This is a genomic window from Pseudomonas sp. MWU16-30317, assembly GCF_020515695.1.
GTDB lineage: Bacteria > Pseudomonadota > Gammaproteobacteria > Pseudomonadales > Pseudomonadaceae > Aquipseudomonas.
In genome coordinates this window covers 126,939-145,568 of sequence record NZ_JAIWJA010000005.1, presented here as the reverse complement: position 1 = coordinate 145,568, position 18,630 = coordinate 126,939, and the positions used below count along the sequence as shown (strand labels likewise).

Annotated in this window: 18 protein-coding genes, 1 tRNA gene and 1 pseudogene; 6 read left to right on the top strand and 14 right to left on the bottom strand. The window is 60.5% G+C overall.

What is annotated here, in order from left to right:
- Positions 1 to 18: 18 nt before the first annotated feature.
- A pseudogene (locus LIX93_RS15945) lies at positions 19 to 906 on the top strand (FMN-binding glutamate synthase family protein); the annotation flags it as partial.
- A gap of 256 nt (positions 907 to 1,162) precedes the next feature.
- The gene (locus LIX93_RS15940) at positions 1,163 to 2,308 is read left to right on the top strand and encodes an OpgC domain-containing protein (RefSeq protein WP_226505022.1); all 1,146 of its coding nucleotides are present in this window, start codon (positions 1,163 to 1,165) and stop codon (positions 2,306 to 2,308) included.
- Position 2,309: 1 nt separating this feature from the next.
- Here LIX93_RS15940 and nadA read toward each other — a convergent pair whose 3' ends face one another.
- Positions 2,310 to 3,368, bottom strand: coding sequence for a quinolinate synthase NadA (nadA, locus tag LIX93_RS15935; protein WP_226505021.1), 1,059 nt, complete (start codon positions 3,366 to 3,368; stop codon positions 2,310 to 2,312).
- A gap of 185 nt (positions 3,369 to 3,553) precedes the next feature.
- The gene (locus LIX93_RS15930) at positions 3,554 to 4,864 is read right to left on the bottom strand and encodes an MFS transporter (RefSeq protein ID WP_226505324.1); all 1,311 of its coding nucleotides are present in this window, start codon (positions 4,862 to 4,864) and stop codon (positions 3,554 to 3,556) included.
- Between the two features lie 414 nt (positions 4,865 to 5,278).
- On the opposite strand from LIX93_RS15930, the gene LIX93_RS15925 reads away from it, so the two are divergent.
- Genes LIX93_RS15925 through araH form a run of 4 tightly spaced genes read left to right on the top strand, consistent with a single transcriptional unit; the run spans position 5,279 to position 9,699 of the window.
- Positions 5,279 to 6,097 (top strand): SDR family oxidoreductase, encoded by an 819-nt coding sequence (locus LIX93_RS15925; protein ID WP_226505020.1) that lies wholly within the window; start codon positions 5,279 to 5,281, stop codon positions 6,095 to 6,097.
- Positions 6,098 to 6,156: 59 nt separating this feature from the next.
- Positions 6,157 to 7,161 carry a substrate-binding domain-containing protein gene (locus LIX93_RS15920; RefSeq protein WP_226505019.1) on the top strand — a complete coding sequence of 335 codons (1,005 nt, stop codon included), beginning with the start codon at positions 6,157 to 6,159 and terminating at the stop codon, positions 7,159 to 7,161.
- A 15-nt stretch (positions 7,162 to 7,176) separates the two neighbouring features.
- Positions 7,177 to 8,709: an L-arabinose ABC transporter ATP-binding protein AraG gene (gene araG / locus LIX93_RS15915; protein ID WP_275948753.1), complete on the top strand. Its 1,533-nt coding sequence runs from the start codon at positions 7,177 to 7,179 to the stop codon at positions 8,707 to 8,709.
- Between the two features lie 18 nt (positions 8,710 to 8,727).
- Positions 8,728 to 9,699 (top strand): L-arabinose ABC transporter permease AraH, encoded by a 972-nt coding sequence (gene araH, locus LIX93_RS15910; RefSeq protein ID WP_226505018.1) that lies wholly within the window; start codon positions 8,728 to 8,730, stop codon positions 9,697 to 9,699.
- Here the strand turns inward: araH and LIX93_RS15905 are convergent.
- The 12 genes from LIX93_RS15905 to ybgC all read right to left on the bottom strand — a co-directional run bounded on the left by LIX93_RS15905 (position 9,696) and on the right by ybgC (position 18,568).
- Positions 9,696 to 10,349 carry a phosphotransferase gene (locus tag LIX93_RS15905; protein ID WP_226505322.1) on the bottom strand — a complete coding sequence of 218 codons (654 nt, stop codon included), beginning with the start codon at positions 10,347 to 10,349 and terminating at the stop codon, positions 9,696 to 9,698. The two genes, araH and LIX93_RS15905, sit on opposite strands and share 4 nt — an antisense overlap.
- A gap of 186 nt (positions 10,350 to 10,535) precedes the next feature.
- Positions 10,536 to 11,348 carry a lipopolysaccharide kinase InaA family protein gene (locus tag LIX93_RS15900; RefSeq protein ID WP_226505017.1) on the bottom strand — a complete coding sequence of 271 codons (813 nt, stop codon included), beginning with the start codon at positions 11,346 to 11,348 and terminating at the stop codon, positions 10,536 to 10,538.
- Between the two features lie 185 nt (positions 11,349 to 11,533).
- A tRNA-Lys gene (locus LIX93_RS15895) sits at positions 11,534 to 11,609 on the bottom strand.
- A gap of 60 nt (positions 11,610 to 11,669) precedes the next feature.
- The gene (queC, locus tag LIX93_RS15890) at positions 11,670 to 12,356 is read right to left on the bottom strand and encodes a 7-cyano-7-deazaguanine synthase QueC (RefSeq protein WP_226505016.1); all 687 of its coding nucleotides are present in this window, start codon (positions 12,354 to 12,356) and stop codon (positions 11,670 to 11,672) included.
- A gap of 1 nt (position 12,357) precedes the next feature.
- Complete coding sequence (gene queE, locus LIX93_RS15885; RefSeq protein ID WP_226505015.1) at positions 12,358 to 13,005, bottom strand: 7-carboxy-7-deazaguanine synthase QueE; 648 nt, start codon at positions 13,003 to 13,005, stop codon at positions 12,358 to 12,360.
- Between the two features lie 174 nt (positions 13,006 to 13,179).
- The gene (ybgF, locus tag LIX93_RS15880) at positions 13,180 to 14,004 is read right to left on the bottom strand and encodes a tol-pal system protein YbgF (RefSeq protein ID WP_226505014.1); all 825 of its coding nucleotides are present in this window, start codon (positions 14,002 to 14,004) and stop codon (positions 13,180 to 13,182) included.
- 6 nt (positions 14,005 to 14,010) lie between these two features.
- Positions 14,011 to 14,511 carry a peptidoglycan-associated lipoprotein Pal gene (pal, locus tag LIX93_RS15875; protein WP_226505013.1) on the bottom strand — a complete coding sequence of 167 codons (501 nt, stop codon included), beginning with the start codon at positions 14,509 to 14,511 and terminating at the stop codon, positions 14,011 to 14,013.
- A gap of 59 nt (positions 14,512 to 14,570) precedes the next feature.
- Entirely contained in the window at positions 14,571 to 15,821 is a 1,251-nt protein-coding gene (tolB, locus tag LIX93_RS15870; protein WP_226505012.1) for a Tol-Pal system beta propeller repeat protein TolB, read from the bottom strand.
- Positions 15,822 to 15,868: 47 nt separating this feature from the next.
- Positions 15,869 to 16,945 (bottom strand): cell envelope integrity protein TolA, encoded by a 1,077-nt coding sequence (gene tolA, locus LIX93_RS15865; protein ID WP_226505011.1) that lies wholly within the window; start codon positions 16,943 to 16,945, stop codon positions 15,869 to 15,871.
- On the bottom strand, positions 16,945 to 17,400 hold the full coding sequence (gene tolR, locus LIX93_RS15860) for a protein TolR (RefSeq protein WP_226505010.1): 456 nt from the start codon (positions 17,398 to 17,400) through the stop codon (positions 16,945 to 16,947). The genes tolA and tolR overlap by 1 nt, the downstream gene beginning before the upstream one ends.
- A 14-nt stretch (positions 17,401 to 17,414) precedes the next feature.
- On the bottom strand, positions 17,415 to 18,110 hold the full coding sequence (tolQ, locus tag LIX93_RS15855) for a protein TolQ (RefSeq protein WP_226505009.1): 696 nt from the start codon (positions 18,108 to 18,110) through the stop codon (positions 17,415 to 17,417).
- A gap of 2 nt (positions 18,111 to 18,112) precedes the next feature.
- Positions 18,113 to 18,568 (bottom strand): tol-pal system-associated acyl-CoA thioesterase, encoded by a 456-nt coding sequence (gene ybgC / locus LIX93_RS15850; protein ID WP_311971365.1) that lies wholly within the window; start codon positions 18,566 to 18,568, stop codon positions 18,113 to 18,115.
- Between the last annotated feature and the right edge of the window lie 62 nt (positions 18,569 to 18,630).

Sequence of the window (18,630 nt, the reverse complement as noted above, 5' to 3'; positions counted from 1 at the left end):
CCTATAGTACATAAGTTTATGAGCCAAGGCGCCAAACCCAGGCACGGCGGCATCTTGCCCAAGCACAAGGTCACTCAGGAAATCGCCGACACGCGCGGCATCATGATGGGCGAAGACTGCATCTCGCCCTCGCGTCATAGCGCCTTCAATACGCCGCTCGAGCTGACGCACTTCATCGCCCAGCTGCGTGAACTGTCGGGGGGCAAACCCGTGGGCTTCAAGCTGTGCCTGGGCCATCCGTGGGAGTTCATGGGCATCGCCAAGGCCATGCTCGAGACGGGCATTCTGCCGGATTTCATCGTCGTCGACGGCGCCGAAGGCGGCACCGGTGCGGCGCCTGTGGAGTTCACCGATCACCTGGGCATGCCGATGCGCGAAGGCCTGTTGTTCGTGCACAACACCTTGGTAGGCCTGAACCTGCGCGACAAGATTCGCCTGGGCGCGAGCGGCAAGATAGTAAGCGCCTTCGACATTGCCAGCGTGCTGGCGATCGGCGCCGACTGGTGCAACTCGGCGCGCGGCTTCATGTTCGCCATCGGTTGCATCCAGTCGCAAAGCTGCCACACCAACAAATGCCCTACCGGCGTGGCCACCCAGGATCCACTGCGACAGCGCGCGCTGGTGGTCGAGGACAAGGCCGAACGGGTCAAGAATTTCCATCACCACACCCTCAAGGCCCTGGCCGAGATGCTTGCCGCGGCGGGCTTGGAACACCTCTCCCAGCTCAAGGCCAAGCACCTGGTGCGGCGCTTGTCGGCGACCGAGATCAAGCTGTTTTCCCAGCTGCACGTGTTCCTCAAGCCCGGCGAGTTGCTGACGGGCGAGTTGAGTGGCGAGTTCTACCCCAGAATGTGGGCGATGGCGCGGGCGGACAGTTTCGAGCCGAATGAAGAAGTGGCGGCCTGACCAACGGCGGGCCCCTGTGAGATGCAAGCTCTGCTCGCGAAGCTTCCATGCCGTACACCGGCTTCGCGTCCAGAGGCTGCTCCCACACGGGGTTAAACCTCGCTGCCCCTCTGTGACATTCGGTAATATCCTCCTTTTGCATTTCCTCGCAAAAATCGGCACCCTGCGCCGCTGATCGATATCCCGCCGGCAGGCGGAACCACTGACCCGATCCCCTATCAGTTACTTAGACACCCCACGCTAGAGCGCAACTGCCATGACTAACGGACGAGACCACCGGGTCGACTTTTTTCGTGGATTGGCCTTGATCTTCATTCTCTGGGACCACATTCCGCAAAACCCGCTGGGCAACCTGACCCTGCGCAACTTCGGCTTCAGCGATGCGGCCGAAATCTTCGTATTCCTGGCAGGCTACGCGGCTGTCCTCGCTTACGGCAAGATAGCCCTGCGCGACGGTTACCTGGTCGCCAGCGTGCGCATCCTGCGACGGGCGTGGACGCTGTACGTGGTGCACATCTTTCTACTGGTGCTGTTAATGGGCATCGTGTTCTTCGCCAACGAACACGTCGAGACCCGTGACATGGTCCAGGAAATGGGCCTGCTGCATTTCGTCAGCAACCCGCAACAGGCCATGGTCGATGAGCTGTTGCTGCGCTTCAAGCCCAACCTGATGGATCCGCTGCCGCTGTATATCGTCCTGCTCGGCTGCCTGCCACTGGCGCTGCCGATCCTGGTCAAGTGGCCGAACCTGGCGGTGGGTCTGTCGGTAATGCTCTACGTACCCGCCACGGTGTTTGGCTGGAATCTCTCGGCCTACGAGGGTGGCGGCGTGTGGTACTTCAACCCGCTGGCCTGGCAGATCATGTTCGTGCTCGGTGGCGTCGCGGCGCTGCACGCGCAGAAGCCAGCCGTAGCCGATGCACGGCCACTGCTGCGCCAGCCGTTATTCGTGGTCTGTGCGATTTATGTGGTAGTGGCGGCAGTGATCGCACTGGGGTGGAAATGGGCGCCGCTGCATGAGTTGCTGGTGCCCAAGCCTCTGGCAGACATGCTCTACCCCATCAGCAAGACCAACCTGGCTCCCGTGCGGCTTCTGCACTTCCTGGCGCTGGCCTACTGCGCCGCAAAACTGTTGCCCAAGGGCAACTGGGTCATGCACTGGAGCAGTCAGCAGCTATGCCTGATGGGCCGCTATTCGTTGGAAGTGTTCTGTTTCAGCGTATTGCTCGCGCCCATGTCGGACATGGCCAACGCCTTGGGTGGCGACCGCCTGCCCATGCAACTCGCCACCGCCATCGGCAGCGCCGGGCTGATGCTGCTGCTGGCGGTATGGCTGGAGTTCAACAAGGGGCTGGGCAAACAGCCGGTAGTCCCGGCACCGCAACCGGTGCCGGTCACCTGATTCAGGCGTTGCCGGACAGCTTCATGCGCGCGGCCTGTGTGAAATCCAGCATGCGCTTGAGGGGCCGTACGGCGTGGGGCACCACAGCGGGGTCGACGAAGATCTCGTTGGTGCCCTCTTGCAGACACTGCAGGGTGCGCTCAAGGGTATTCATCGCCATCCATGGGCAATGAGCGCAGCTGCGGCATGCCGCGCCGTTGCCCGCCGTGGGCGCTTCGAGAAAGATCTTGTCCGGACACAACTGCTGCATCTTGTAGAAGATGCCGCGGTCGGTGGCGACGATGAAGTGAGTGTTGGGCAAGGTCTGCGCCGCCGCGATCAACTGGCTCGTGGAACCAACCGCATCGGCCAGCTCGATCACCGCCTCCGGCGATTCCGGATGCACCAGAATCGCAGCCTCGGGGTACAAGGCCTTCATGTCTTCCAACTGGCGCGACTTGAATTCTTCGTGGACGATGCAGGCACCGTCCCACAGCAACATGTCGGCGCCGGTCTGCTTCTGGATGTAACGCCCCAGGTGCTTGTCCGGGCCCCAGATGATGGTCTCGCCGTTGTCCATCAGGCTTTCGACGATTTCCAGCGCGCAACTGGAAGTCACCACCCAATCGGCTCGCGCCTTGACCGCGGCGGACGTATTGGCATACACCACAACGGTGCGCTCGGGGTGCTGGTCGCAAAATGCGGAAAACTCGTCGACCGGGCAGCCTAGATCCAACGAGCAAGTGGCCTCGAGAGTCGGCATGAGGATGCGCTTTTCCGGCGTAAGGATTTTCGCCGTCTCACCCATGAAACGTACACCGGCCACGAGGATGGTCTGCGCCGGGTGCTGGGCACCGAAGCGCGCCATTTCGAGGGAGTCGGCCACGCAACCACCGGTTTCTTCGGCCAGCGACTGAATCACCGGATCGCAATAGTAATGAGCCACTAGCACCGCGTTGCGGGCCTTGAGCTCGGCCGCGATGGCTGAGCGGTAGTGGGCTTCTTCTTCGGGTGTCAGCGGCTTGGGCTGCTTGGCATCTAAGTGTGCCTGGACCAGAAGGCGTTCGGATATCTGCGTCATATGGCTAGACCTGCAGGCGCGCGAGCGCGAAAGTCGAACATGTCGCCCGGTCTGACACGAGAGCCGGGCGCGGAACCCCAGAAACCACGGTGTTTCGGGAGCTGGCGAAGGCTACATAGGTTTACGCCAATGCTAAAGATCTTTTTGCCAGACGAGCCACCTTGGCGGCTCTACGGCAGGCCAGGCTAGTCCGCCGAGGTCACCAGGCGCAAGCCACTGGAGATCGCGCCCACGGCGGCGAATCCGGCACCGATGCTCAAGGCCAGCAATGGCCCACCGCTACCGGCGATGCCGAAGCTCAGGGCCACCAGCGCCGCGCCCGTCGCCTGGCCGATCAAGCGGGCAGTGGCCACGGTACCACTGGCGCCGCTGGCCCGCTCGCGGGGTGCGCTGGTCATCAGCGCCTTCTGATTGGGCGCCTGGAAAAAGCCGAATCCCGCTCCGCAAATGATCATCCGCGCAATGATATCGCCAGCACTCGGATCCGTCGGCAACAGCGCCAGCGATACCATGCCCGCGCTGAGGATCGCCAGCCCGATGCCGCCGAGCAGACCGGGCGGATAACGATCGGACAAACGGCCGGCGATCGGTGCGAAAAGCGCAACCACCACTGACCAGGGCGTCATCAGAAAGCCCGTCTCGACTGGATTGCGGCCCAGAGTCGTCTCGAAGAAAAACGGCAGCGACACGAACGCCAGCCCCTGGGTAGCGAATGAGCAGAATGCCGTGAGCGTCGACAACGCGAACATCGGCCGCTTGAGCAGATCCAGGGGAAACATCGGCGCCGGATGCGCCCTCTCGCGATAGATCATCAGGGTCCCGGCGGCCAGGAATATTGCGAAGGCCAGCAACACGCTGAAACGCGAGCCCATCTGCGCGGCCTGGCCCAAAGAGAATATCAAGGCCCCGAAGGCGATCACATTGAGGCTTGCCGTCAAATAGTCGAATTTCTGCGCCTTGGTCTGGCCGAGCGGCAGGGCATTCCAGGCAAACACCAAAGCGAACACGCCAATCGGCAGGTTGATCGCGAACAACCAAGGCCAGTTGGCCACCGACAGGATCAGCGAGGCGATGGTCGGCCCGGCGGCGAATGACGTGCCGACCACCAGCGCGTTCAAGCCCAGCCCACGGCCCAGACGCTCACGAGGGAAGATCGAACCGATCAGCCCGGCATTGACGCTCATGATCGCACTGGCACCCAGGCCCTGCAGCACCCGGGCGCCGGTGAGGGTCGGCAGCGACCAGGCGAAGGTGCACATCAACGATGACACGACGAACAGCATCAACCCGGCCAGATAGACCTTGCGCTGACCGATGATCGAGCCCAGCGCGGCAAACGGCAGGATGGTTGCCACGGCCGCCAGTTGATAGGCATTGATGATCCACACCGACGCCGCTGGCGACGCATTCAGGTCGGCGGCGATCGCCGGCAACGCAGTGTTGGCGATGGCAGTGTCCAAGGTCGCCAGCGCAATGGACATCAGGATCGCCAGCATCCCGCGAAATTCCTGGGTGGTCAGCTTGGTCGAGGAAGAGCTTGCAAGGGAGTCCGCCATAAGTCCTCTATAGGGGTGATCGATTCCTGCGGTGACCGCATGATGGACTATTGCGATGAATTTGCAGATTAAAAACTACACCGGTGAGTAAATCCCATATTTAGGGATGTAAAATCATAGTTTGGGATTTTTCGCAACTGGGCTATATTGATTGCCAGCAGCTCAACGCACACAAAAAAAATAATATCGGTGATGCAATGCAATTCTATTCCCACGTCTTTCTCCGCGCGGTCCTACTCTCTGGTCGTCACGATCAGCGCGACTGCGCCTGCATGAACCCCCTCCCTCGCTCGCACCGGCCCTCTACAAGCGGCCGGCGTTCGTCGTGTCTTTGTCTAACAGGAGTCCGGATCCATGGCTGAACCTCTTTCCCTGCCCGCCGTCCCAGAGCCACCCCGTGGTGAGCGCCTGAAAAACAAGGTGGTGCTGTTGACTGGCGCCGCTCAGGGCATCGGCGAAGCGATCGTCGCCTGCTTCGCCGCCCAGCAGGCCAAACTGGTGATCAGCGATATCCAGGCAGAAAAAGTCGAAGCCGTCGCTGCGCGTTTCCGCGAACGCGGTGCCGACGTCCAGGCGTTGCGCGCCGATGTCTCCCAGGCCCAGGATCTGCAGGCCATGGCCCGCCGTGCGCTGGAGCTGCATGGGCGTATCGACGTGCTGATCAACTGCGCCGGCGTCAATGTGTTCCGCGACCCGCTGCTGATGACCGAAGAAGACTGGCGCCGCTGCTTCGCCATCGACCTCGACGGCGCCTGGTATGGCTGCAAAGCGGTGCTGCCGCAGATGATCGAGCAAGGCGTCGGCAGCATCATCAACATTGCCTCGACCCATTCCAGCCACATCATCCCTGGCTGTTTTCCCTATCCGGTGGCCAAGCACGGCTTGCTGGGCCTGACCCGCGCCTTGGGCATCGAGTACGCACCAAAGGGCGTGCGCGTCAACGCCATCGCGCCGGGGTACATCGAAACCCAGCTCAACGTCGACTATTGGAACGGCTTCCCCGACCCGCACGCCGAACGCCAGCGCGCGCTGGACCTGCATCCACCGCGGCGCATCGGCCAACCGCTCGAAGTGGCCATGACCGCGGTGTTCCTGGCCAGCGACGAAGCCCCCTTCATCAACGCTTCGTGCATCACCATCGACGGTGGCCGCTCGGTGCTTTACCACGACTGAGCCCTGCACCCACACCAAATCCGATACGGCTGTGCCCCAATAAAAATAAGGAGTTGCCCATGAATCGTCGTAGCTTTTGCCGTACCGCCCTCGCTGTCACCGCCCTCAGCCTGGGTGGCAGTCTGTTCTCGCTGGCCAGTGCCGCCGACCCGATCAAGATCGGTTTTCTGGTCAAACAGGCTGAAGAGCCCTGGTTCCAGACCGAATGGGCCTTCGCCGAAAAAGCCGCCAAGGACAAAGGCTTCACCCTGATCAAGATCGCCGTGCCAGACGGCGAAAAAACCCTCTCGGCCATCGATAGCCTCGCCGCCAACGGCGCCAAGGGCTTCGTCATCTGCCCGCCGGATGTCTCCCTGGGCCCGGCCATCGTGGCCAAGGCCAAGATGAACGATCTCAAGGTGATCGCCGTCGATGACCGCTTCGTCGACGCCAACGGTAAGTTCATGGAGGACGTCCCATACCTGGGCATGGCTGCCTTCGAGGTTGGCCAGAAGCAAGGCAGCGCCATGGTCACCGAAGCCAAACAGCGCGGCTGGGACTGGAAAGACACCTACGCGGTGGTCAACACCTACAACGAGCTCGACACCGGCAAGAAGCGCACCGACGGCTCGGTCAAATCGCTGCAAGATGCCGGCTTGCCCAAGGATCACATCATCTATGCGGCGCTCAAGACCCTTGATGTGCCCGGCAGCATGGACGCCACCAGCTCCGCGCTGGTCAAGCTGCCCAGCGCGGCGAAGAACCTGATCATCGGCGGCATGAACGACAACACCGTGCTCGGCGGCGTGCGAGCCACTGAAAGCGCCGGCTTCGCGGCGGCCAACGTTATCGGCATCGGCATCAACGGCACCGACGCCATCGGCGAGCTGAAAAAACCCGACAGTGGCTTCTTCGGCTCGATGCTGCCCAGCCCGCACATCGAGGGCTATAACACCGCAAGCATGATGTTCGACTGGATCAGCACCGGCAAGGAACCGCCCAAGTACACCGCCATGGATGAGGTCACGCTGATCACCCGCAAGAACTTCCAGCAGGAGCTGGAAAAAATCGGCCTGTGGAATTGATGCGCAGAGGTGTCCATGCAAGCACAACTCAGTACGCCCTCCCAGCCTGAGCCGATGGCCAGCCTGAGCTTCAAGGGCATTGGCAAGGCCTTCCCGGGTGTGCAGGCCCTGGCCGATATCAGCTTTACCGCCCACCCCGGCACCGTGCACGCGCTGATGGGCGAGAACGGTGCGGGCAAATCGACCCTGCTGAAAATCCTCGGCGGTGCCTATGCGCCCAGCAGTGGCCACTTGCAGATCGGCGACCGGCAGGTGAACTTCAAGTCCACCGCCGAGAGCATTGCCAATGGCGTGGCGGTGATTCACCAGGAGCTGCATCTGGTGCCAGAAATGACCGTGGCCGAGAACCTCTTTCTCGGCCATCTGCCCGCGCGTTTCGGCCTGGTCAATGGCACCGAGCTACGCCATCGGGCGCTGGCCTTGCTCAAGGGCCTGGCCGACGAGATCGACCCGCAGGACAAGGTCGGGCGTCTGTCGCTGGGGCAACGGCAGCTGATCGAAATCGCCAAGGCGCTGTCCCGCGGCGCGCATGTGATTGCTTTCGACGAACCGACCAGCAGCCTGTCGGCGCGGGAAATCGACCGCTTGATGGCAATCATCACCCGCTTGCGTGACGAGGGCAAAGTGGTGCTCTACGTGTCGCACCGCATGGAAGAGGTGTTCCGTATCTGCAACGCCGTCACGGTGTTCAAGGATGGCCGTTATGTGCGCACCTTCGAGCAGATGAGCGAGCTCAGCCACGATCAACTGGTCACCTGCATGGTCGGCCGCGATATCCAGGACATCTATGATTACCGGCCCCGGGTCACGGGCGAGGTGATGCTCAAGGTCGCCGGGCTGCTGGGCCCGGGCCTGTCGGCGCCGGTGGATCTGCAGGTGCACCAGGGCGAGGTACTCGGCCTGTTCGGCCTGGTGGGCGCCGGCCGTACCGAGCTGCTGCGCCTGCTCAGTGGCCTGACGCGCAAGACCGCCGGCAGCGTCGAGTTGGCAGGCAAGGCGCTGACGTTGCGCTCACCTCGGGATGCGATCGGCGCGGGCATTCTGCTCTGCCCCGAGGACCGCAAGAAGGAAGGCATCCTGCCGCTGGCCAGCGTCGCCGAAAACATCAATATCAGTGCCCGCCCCGCCCATGCCTCCTTGGGTTGGCTGCTGCGCGGTGAGTGGGAGCGTTCGAATGCGGACAAACACATTCGTGCATTGAAGGTGAAGACGCCTTCGGCCGGGCAAAAGATGATGTTCCTGTCCGGTGGCAATCAGCAAAAAGCCATCCTCGGTCGCTGGTTATCGATGCCGATGAAAGTCCTGCTGCTGGACGAGCCCACCCGTGGCATCGACATCGGCGCCAAGGCCGAGATCTACCAGATCATCCACAACCTGGCGGCCAGCGGTATTGCCGTGATCGTGGTGTCCAGCGACCTGATGGAAGTCATGGGCATCTCCGACCGCGTGCTGGTGCTCTGCGAAGGCGAGGTACGCGGCGAGGTGGCTCGCGCGGATGCCAACGAAACCAGTCTCCTGCACATGGCCTTGCCCCGCCAGCGCCACTGAACCCCCTGAGAGGTGTCTATGACTACGCAACACTCTGCGCTGCCCAAACCCCACAAGAGCCTCAACCTGCGGCGCTTCCTCGATGATTGGGTGATGCTGCTCGCGGCCATCGGCATCTTCGTGCTTTGCACACTGCTGATCGACAACTTCCTCTCGCCGCTGAACATGCGCGGGCTGGGGCTGGCCATCTCGACCACCGGCATCGCCGCCTGCACCATGCTCTACTGCCTGGCGTCCGGGCATTTCGACCTTTCGGTGGGCTCGGTGATCGCCTGCGCCGGGGTGGTCGCGGCGGTGGTCATGCGCAGCACCAACAGCGTCTTCCTCGGGGTTGGCGCAGCGCTGCTGATGGGTCTGATCGTCGGCCTGATCAATGGCATCGTGATCGCCAAACTGCGGGTCAACGCGCTGATCACCACGCTGGCGACCATGCAGATCGTCCGCGGCCTGGCGTATATCTTTGCCGACGGCAAGGCGGTGGGCATCTCGGTCGATAAATTCTTCGTGTTCGGCAACGGTCAGTTGTTCGGCGTGCCGGTGCCGATCGTCATCACCCTGGTGTGCTTCATGTTTTTTGGTTGGCTGCTGAACTGCACCACCTACGGCCGCAATACCATGGCCATCGGCGGCAATCAGGAAGCAGCGCTGCTGGCCGGGGTCAATGTCGATCGCACCAAGATCATCATCTTCGCGGTGCACGGGCTGATTGGCGCGCTGGCCGGGGTGATCCTCGCGTCGCGGATGACCTCAGGCCAGCCGATGATCGGCCAGGGCTTCGAGCTGACGGTCATCTCCGCGTGCGTGCTGGGGGGCGTCTCGCTGAGCGGCGGTATCGGCATGATCCGCCACGTGATTGCCGGGGTGCTGATTCTGGCGATCATCGAGAACGCCATGAACCTGAAGAACATCGATACTTTCTATCAGTATGTAATCCGCGGTTCGATCTTGTTGCTGGCGGTGGTCATCGACCGGTTGAAGCAAGGTCGCTAGATGCAGGCCGGGATGGCGATGGCCGAGGCGAGTTTCACGGCGGTGCTTGCCTGCTGATCCTGCAGATAAGCATCCAGAAAGCCCCGGCCGCCGCCTTCAAGCAACAACTCGCGATCCTTCTCCAGGCGCAAGACGTGCTTGAAGTTGCGCACCCGCAGGTTACGCCGCAATGGCCGCTTGTAGGCGCGCAGATCGGCGCAGTCGATCAGGCCGAGCTGGTTGTCAGGGGTGAGGATGATGTTGCCCAGGTGCGCGGAACGGAAGTAAATGCCCTTGTCGTGCAGGGTCGCCAGGAAGTGCCCCAGTTGTGCACGCAACGCCTCGCGATTCTCGGACTTGGTCAGCGCTTCGCGCAGGGTGATACCCGGCAGCGGGTCGTAGTGCGCCGCATGGCTGGCGAGCTGCTTGATCCGGTAGACCGACAACACGTGCGGGCAAGGGATGTCGCGTTCAGCCAGCAACGCGCAGTTGTCGGCAAAGCGCACGGCATAGGGATACAGCGCAGCGGAGGTCAGCAGACGTTTGCGGCGAAACAGCTTTAACACCGTGCCATCGCCCAGACGCAACACTTTGTCACCCGAACGATCGGCTTCAAGAACCTCGGCACCTTCGCGTAGCGTCTTATAGCGGGGTAGATCGAGGGTCTGCATCCGGTGGTCCATCGTAGGCGCCTTTCGTGGCTTGACGATGCACATTTTATTACAATTTTTAACTTTCAGATAGATTGTGAAAAGATTGTCACAAGCATCACAGAAATTCGTCAACGGCCAGCATTTGCTGGCCGGTTATCCAAGCGCGCAGTGCTCGCGCCAAACCGCTCTGACGAGCGGCGGCCGTTATGGCGTCGCCAGCTTGCCGCCTTTGACCTTCTGGCCGGTGACTTCCTTGCGCAGGGAATGGCGATCGATCTTGCCCGCCAACCAGCGCAGGTAAGGTCGCATCGGCGAGCCCTGCAAGTACTCGCGCAGGAAGAACATCCGGTCGCTACGACTCAGGGCCCCACTGTGGCGATTGAGCGTACCCAGATCACGCAGGCCCGGCAGGAAGGGTACGAACACCCGACGAGACTTCTCCAGGTCAATGAGCGCTACCTCGAAATCGGCGCCCTGCGTCTTGACCATCAGATGCTTGGGGTACAAGCAACGGTGCTGAATGCCGGCAGCGTGCATCTTGCGAACACTGCGGGCAACTGCCGCCAAGAGGCGTCGACGCTGTGGAACGGGCATCGCCAGCGCCTCGCCTTCGTACAGGATATCTTCCATCGAGCGATAGCCTTCCAGCGACTCGGTCATGAGCAGCGCCTGCAGGTTGCCGTCACGAAAGCACTGAGCGAAGCATACCGGATTGAGCGTGGGCACCTGGTGCTTGCGCAAATGGCGGATGTTCCTGAACTCGCGCACGAAGGTGCCTTCGCCCCGGATCGGGTGCATCAGCGTCCGGTGGCCGTGATTTTCCTGTCGTTTGAGATAGACGTTGGTCGACGTGCCTTCCGGCGTCGCGAAATTCATGCGGCACACACCACTCCAACCGCCACGGCGGTAATTCGGCGGTTCGACCCAATCACCGCTCAAATCCCAGATTTTTTCGTAGTCGTTCAAGCCGTTGAACTGCAGGAACGCCTGCCATTGCGGTGGAATAATAAACTTCACGCGAAGCTCCGATTTACAAATTGTCAAAATTTTCCCACGCAATTGTAAACCAACCATGGTTTTTTCAGACAATTCTTAAAAGGGTTATAACCACCATGGCAAGCTGGCGCTGACGAAAGGAAAATCGCGCGCAAAAAAAAGCCGGAGAACACTGAGTGCTTTCCGGCTTTTCTCTTGATTCGAAATGGTGGGTCGTGTGGGATTCGAACCTACGACCAATTGGTTAAAAGCCAACTGCTCTACCAACTGAGCTAACGACCCGTTTCGTGGGGCGCATAATACTTCTTTTTACAGCTAATTCAACCCCTTACCGAAAATAAATCAAAAATAAGGGGTCGGATCGACGACACCGGCGTTGGCGAAACCTTCGGCACGCAGGCGGCAACTGTCGCACTTTCCGCAGGCCTGGCCTTGATCGTTGGCCTGATAGCAGGAAACGGTCTGGCTGTAATCGACGCCAAGGGCGATGCCAGCCTTGACGATGTCAGCCTTGCTCATGTTCTGCAATGGCGCCTGGATAGTGAAGCCCTGCCCCTCTACACCGGCCTTGGTCGCCAGGTTGGCCAGGCGCTCGAACGCCTCGACGAACTCCGGGCGACAATCCGGATAGCCGGAATAGTCAACGGCATTGACGCCGATGAAAATATCCCGAGCCCCGAGCACTTCGGCCCAGCCCAGCGCCAGCGACAGAAACACGGTGTTGCGCGCCGGCACATAGGTCACCGGGATGCCTTCGCCAAGGGTTTCAGGAACATCGATGCTGCTGTCGGTGAGTGCCGAGCCGCCCATGCCATCGAGGTCCAGGCCGATGACCTTGTGCGCGGCCACACCCCGTTCCCTGGCCACCCGGGCTGCCGCGTACAGTTCGGCACGATGGCGCTGACCGTAGTCGAAGCTCATGGTGTAGCACTCATAACCTTCGGCCTGGGCCATGGCGACCACCGTAGCGGAGTCAAGGCCACCGGACAGCAGGATCACGGCTTTTTTTACAGCAGGTGGAGTGGTCATATCAGCGCCCCGGCTCGTCATTCCAAAGATATTTGTGCAATTGCATCTGCAACCTGACGGGCAGGTTGTCGGCCACGATCCAGTCGGCCAGATCGGTAGGTCGCAGCTCGTGGTGGCTGGGCGACAACAGCACTTCACCCGCCCGATCAGCCAACCCGTACTGGATCATCTTGGAGACCGACCAGTCGTAATCTTCACGCGAGCAGAGGACGAACTTGACCTGATCGTTGCGAGTCAGTAAACCGATATTGTCATACAAATTGCGATGAGACTCTTTCGAGCCCGGCGTCTTGAGGTCCAGCACGCGGCTGACCCGCGGATCGACCTTGGAGATATCCAGGGCCCCGCTGGTTTCCAATGACACCTCGTAACCCGCATCACACAGTTGCTTGAGCAAAGGGATAGCGCTGGGCTGGGCCAGCGGCTCGCCACCGGTGACGCACACGTAGCGCGGGCGGTAACTGGCAACCTGCTCGAGGATGGACTCAAGGCTGCGTACCGTGCCGCCGCTGAAGGCGTAGGAGCTGTCGCAATACTGGCAGCGCAATGGGCAGCCGGTCAGACGCACGAAAACGGTGGGCAGGCCAGCGGTTCGTGTTTCACCCTGCAACGAGTAAAAGACTTCGGTAATTCGTAGTGTGTCTTGCATATCCGCCACGGGCGTAACAGCTGAACAGGCTGTCCGCCTCCGTTAGGCACCTTGAAGAACCCGCGAGCGCGTGATCCCAAAAGGCGTGTACTAATAAAAGGGTGCAAATTCTAACGAAAAAACCCGCGGCTAGCGCGGGTTTATTCAATGGGTCAGGCCGCAGCCCGACAGCGCTTACATATGTTGCAGGTCGCGCTGCGCCAGTTGCGCGGCAGAAGTGCCCGGATATTGGGTCACTACCTGCTGCAGAATCGGCTTGACCCGATCGGTGTGGCCCAGCCGACGCTCTACGTCAGCGAGCTTGTACAGCGAATCCGGCACCTTGGCATGCTTGGGATAGAGCTGACTGACCTTGGCAAAGGCCTGGCCAGCACCCTGCAGATCGCCCTTGGCGAGGTTGACCTCACCCAACCAGTACTGAGCGTTACCGGCATACTGGCTGTTAGGGTATTTGCGCAAGAACGCGGAGAAGGCCTGGCTGGCCTTGTCGAAGTCCTTGGCCTTGATCAGATCGAAGGCAGCATCGTAATAGAGCTTTTCCTTCGCCGGATCGCCTGGCTCACTGCTCGCCGCGCCTTGATCGGCGGGAGCGGCCGGAGTGCCTGCGGCGTTGATATCGCCACCGGCTGGAGAATTCTGTGCGGGAGCCTGCTGTTGAGCATTGTTGGCGCCAGCCTGTATACGACTGTCGAGGTCCTGATAACGCTGCAGCCCTTCTTGTTTCAGCTGCTGAATATCGTTTTGCTGGACTTCGACCTGACCGCGCAAGCGGGCAATGTCTTCCTGCATTTGCTGCAATTGCATGAACAGCTCACCCTGCGCCGAGACAGGGGCGCTAGCCCCTCCCCCGGCGGAGGCGCCGCTCGTACCATAACCCGTCGGCGGGTAATTGCTGCCCCCATTGGAGGCGCCATTCCCATCGACTACAGGAACTGCTGCACCCGCCATAAGAGGCAAGGACAGCGCCAGGATCGTTACAGCACGGCGGCACGTTCGCATATCGAATTACTTACGCAGTTCGACGCGACGGTTTTGAGCCCAGGACTGCTCGTCGTTGCCGGTAGCAACTGGACGCTCTTCGCCGTACGAAACGACTTCCAGCTGAGCTGGCGAAACGCCTTGCAGTACCAGGTAACGCTGAACAGCTTTGGCGCGACGCTCGCCCAGTGCCAGGTTGTACTCGCGAGTACCACGTTCGTCGGTGTTACCTTCCAGAACGACTTTGGCGCCGCTAGCTTTCAGGTCTTTAGCGTGAACGTCCAGAGCGCGCAGGGCTTCTGGTTTCAGATCCGAGCTGTCGTATTCGAAGTAGAAAGTGGTGATCGCGCGCAGAGCAGCTTCTTCGCTCAGGCTGCCGTCAACGGCGCCGGTGTTTGCACCGTAACCAGCGTTAGGATCAACAGCGGCGCTTTGGCCAGCGTTGTCACCACCTTTGGACGAGCAACCTACAGCTACTGCCATGGCCAGGGCCAGCGCAGCGAACTTACCAAACTTCAGCATTTCCATCGTGAAACTCCTAATGAACCCCAGTGTGTTAAGTACAGCTTTTTTGTTACATCGCCGCGTCAGTTCAGGTAAGGGGACCAGGACGGTTCTCTGACTTCGCCTTGAGCGGTAGGAAGCGGGAGCCTTACGCGTCCGTTAAGGGACACGAGCATCAAGACTCCCCGGCCCTGCTGGCGGGTGGCGTAGATTACCATGGTGCCGTTGGGCGCAACAGTAGGCGACTCATCAAGACTTGAATCTGTGAGCACTTTTACGCTCCCACGAGCCATATCTTGTGCTGCCACCTTGAAATTGGTGAAGCCATCCTGACGGTGGATCATGACCAGAGTCTTTTCATCCGCCGAAAGTTTAGGGTTGGCGTTGTAGTTACCGATGAAAGTCACTCGCTCGGCATTACCACCACCGACCGACTGTTTGTAGATCTGCGGCTTGCCGCCACGGTCGGAGGTGAAATAGATGGTGTTGCCATCTTTACCCCAGAACGGTTCGGTGTCGATGCCCGGGCTGTTGGTGACACGAGTCAGCGCACGGGTGTTGAGGTCCATCACGTAGATCTCCGGATTGCCGTCCTTGGACAGCACCAGCGCCAGGCGGTTGCCATCGGGCGAGAACGCCGGGGCACCGTTGAGGCCATCGAAGTTGGTCAACTGTTCGCGGCGACCGGTATCGATATGCTGGAGGAAGATGCGTGGGCGACGCTGCTCGAACGACACATAGGCAATACGCTTGCTGTCCGGTGCATAACGCGGCGACAGGATCGGCTCGCGCGATTGCAGCAGGGTGACTGCACGAGCACCGTCATAGTCGGAGCGCTGCAGGGTATAGCGGGTGTTGTTCTCGGAGAAACGCTCGGCCGTCACATAAAGGATGCGCGTGGAGAACGCACCTTTGATGCCGGTGAGTTTTTCAAACGATTGGTCGGCGATGTAGTGCGACATGTCGCGCAATTGATCGGTGCTGCCCGACACGCTGCCGGTCAGCACAGGCTGCTCGGTGGCGACGTTGAACAAGGCGTAGGACACCTGCAGGCGACCGCCCGCTGGCACGATGCTGCCGACCATCACGTATTGGGCGCTCAGCGCTTTCCAGTCACGAAACACGACTTCGCTGGCCTGGGTCGGCTGGCTGATCATGTTCTGCTTTGGAATCGGCGAGTAGTAACCCGAGTTGCGCAGGTCATTGCCGATGATCTCGGCCATGTCCTCTGGCAGCACGGAGCCGCCCTGCCAACCGAAGGGTACGACCGCGATCGGCGTTGCACGGTCACTGCCGCTGGTGACCAGGATGTTCTTTTCATCGGCTGACGCCATACCGGCCGCACAACAGAGAACGACAAGCAGTCCTCGAAGAAGGTTAATCACAAGGCTAGATCCTCAGGTGTGAATGTCATCTTGAATGAACGATAAGCATTGAAATCAGCGGCAGACATGCCCTGCATTTCAGTTAAGCGACCGATGTTTTTCACCGCAGCCACTGTTGAAGCATCAAACGGACCGTCACCGCTGCTTTTCAGCACGCTGACACTGGTAATCGTGCCGTCCGGCAGCATTTTGATCTGCAGTACCACACTCATACCCTTGCGCGCCGATGGCGGCCGCGCCCAACCTTCTGCCGCTCGCGAGCGGATCAGGTCGTCGAAGTCACCGGCGGTCTGATCGCCTTTCTCGTCGGCCAAAGCCTGCTGGCGCTGCGGGGTATCGGAAAGCAGGTCGGCCAGCGCTTGCGCCTTCTTGTCCTCCGCAGCCTTGCGCGCCGCATCCTGAGCCTTCTTCTTCTGAGCGTCGGCGGCAGCTTTCGCCTTGGCGGCATCGGCAGCCTTTTTCTTCGCGTCGTCAGCAGCAGCCTTGGCGTCGTCCGCCGCTTTCTTCTTGGCGGCGTCGGCAGCCTGCTTCTTCGCGTCCTCGGCAGCCTCTTTCTTGGCCTCTTCCGCCGCCTCTTTCTTGGCCTCTTCTTCGGCCTTTTTCTTGGCGATGTCGGCCTGCTCGGCTTTCTTGGCGTCGGCGGCCTTGGCGTCGGCTGCCTTCTTCGCGTCGTCGGCTTTTTTCGCTTCATCGGCCTTGGCAGCAGCGTCAGCTTTTTTGGCTTCGTCAGCTTCCTTGGCGGCTTCGGCTTTTTGAGCAGCGTCGGCTTTCTTTTGTTCCGCTGCCTTTATCTCTTCCTGCTCGACCTTTTTCTGTTCCATCTGCTCGGTTTCAGTCTGGCGCGCGGCCGACTTCTTCGCCTCCCCGGCAATCTTCTGATTGGTCTGGGTGACAGCCTGGCTTTTGGACTTGAGTTGATAGAGGGTCGCCTGCACGATCGGTTTCGACGGTGGCAGGTCAGGGGTCATGGCGAAGCTGACGAACAGCATCCCGAAAATCAGGACGTGAAGACCTATGGCCCAGACACTGGGCCAGAAATAGTTTTCCGAGGCAGTGGGCTCTCGCTGCTCCATTACGGCGCCTCGGTAATCAGGCCAACGTTACCGACACCGGCCTTCTGCAACCCGCCCATGGCGCCCATGACGGAGCCATAGTCGACGGACTTGTCACCACGGATGAACACCTGGGTGCGCTTACCGTTCTGATTGCCTTGCGCGATGATCGCAGTGACCGCCTGGGTCATCTGCGGCAAGGTCATGGCCTTGTCCTGCACTTTGTCGGTGTCGACTTCACTGCCAAGGTTCCAGTAGTAGGTCTTGTCAGCCTTGATGGAAATGGTCAGGACCTGAGTGTTGTTGTCCTGCGGCAAGGCTTCGCTGGAAACCTTGGGCAGGTCGACTTTCACGCCCTGGTTGAGCATCGGTGCGGTGACCATGAAGATGACCAGCAGTACCAACATCACGTCGATGTAAGGCACCACGTTCATCTCGGCGACCGGCTTGCGTTTGGGGCGGCGACCTCGAATCATTGGGATTTACCTGCTCACTCTTCGCTGGTGTGCACTTTACGGTGCAGGATGGCCTGGAATTCTTCGGCGAAGGTGTAGTAGCGATTGATGAGGGTTTCGCTGCGCGCGGCGAAGCGGTTGTAGGCGATCACCGCCGGGATGGCGGCGAACAGACCGATGGCGGTGGCCACCAGCGCTTCGGAAATCCCCGGGGCAACGGTGGCCAGAGTGGCTTGCTGTACGGCAGCCAGGCCCCGGAAAGAGTTCATGATGCCCCATACGGTACCGAACAGACCGATATACGGGCTGACCGAACCGACGGTGGCGAGGAAAGGCAGGCTCGTTTCGAGCTTTTCTTCTTCGCGCGAGATGGCCACGCGCATGGCCCGGCCAACGCCTTCCATGACCGCATCAGGATCGACACCAGCTTGCTGACGCAGGCGCGAGAACTCCTTGAAGCCGGCGCGAAACACCTGCTCGACGCCCGAATCAGGATCCGGATTGCTGCCCGCCTGGCGGTACAGCTTGGACAGATCGATACCCGACCAAAAACGCTCCTCGAACAGATCCAGGGCACGCTTGCCCGCGCGCAGCATGTTGCTGCGCTGAAAGATCATGATCCATGAAGTGACCGAGGCCCCCACGAGAATCAACATGACCAACTGCACCACGATGCTGGCATTGCTGACCAAACTCCACATGGAGGTATGGTCGACGGCGGTAGCTTCCACGCTTAATCTCCTGCTGTAATGTGATTACCCGGGCCGCCTGCGTCGGCCAAGGCCGCCCGCAAGGCTTCTGGAATGGCCCGGGGTCTGAAATTGTCGGCGCGCACGCAGGCCACCATTACCTGCCCTTCACAGAGCAGTGTCGCATCCGTTGCCCGCCTGACCTGCTGATGGAATCGCAGGCTGACACGGTTCAATTCGATTACTTCGGCGCTGATGGTCAGTTCGTCGTCCAGGCGCGCTGGCGAGTGATAGCGCGCCTCGCAGGAATGCACCACGAACAACAGGTTGTCGCCAGCCATCGAGTGCTGGGAAAAGCCCAGTTCCCGCAGCCGTTCGGTGCGAGCCCGCTCCATGAACTTGAGGTAATTGACGTAGTAAACGATGCCGCCCGCATCCGTGTCCTCGTAATAAACGCGACAGCGGTGTGCGAACGACGGAACCCCGTTTTGCGCGCGCATACTCTAGTGCTTACTCCTCAGGTTGCCAATCCGGCCAGGCAACTGTTTTTCATAGAATTAGC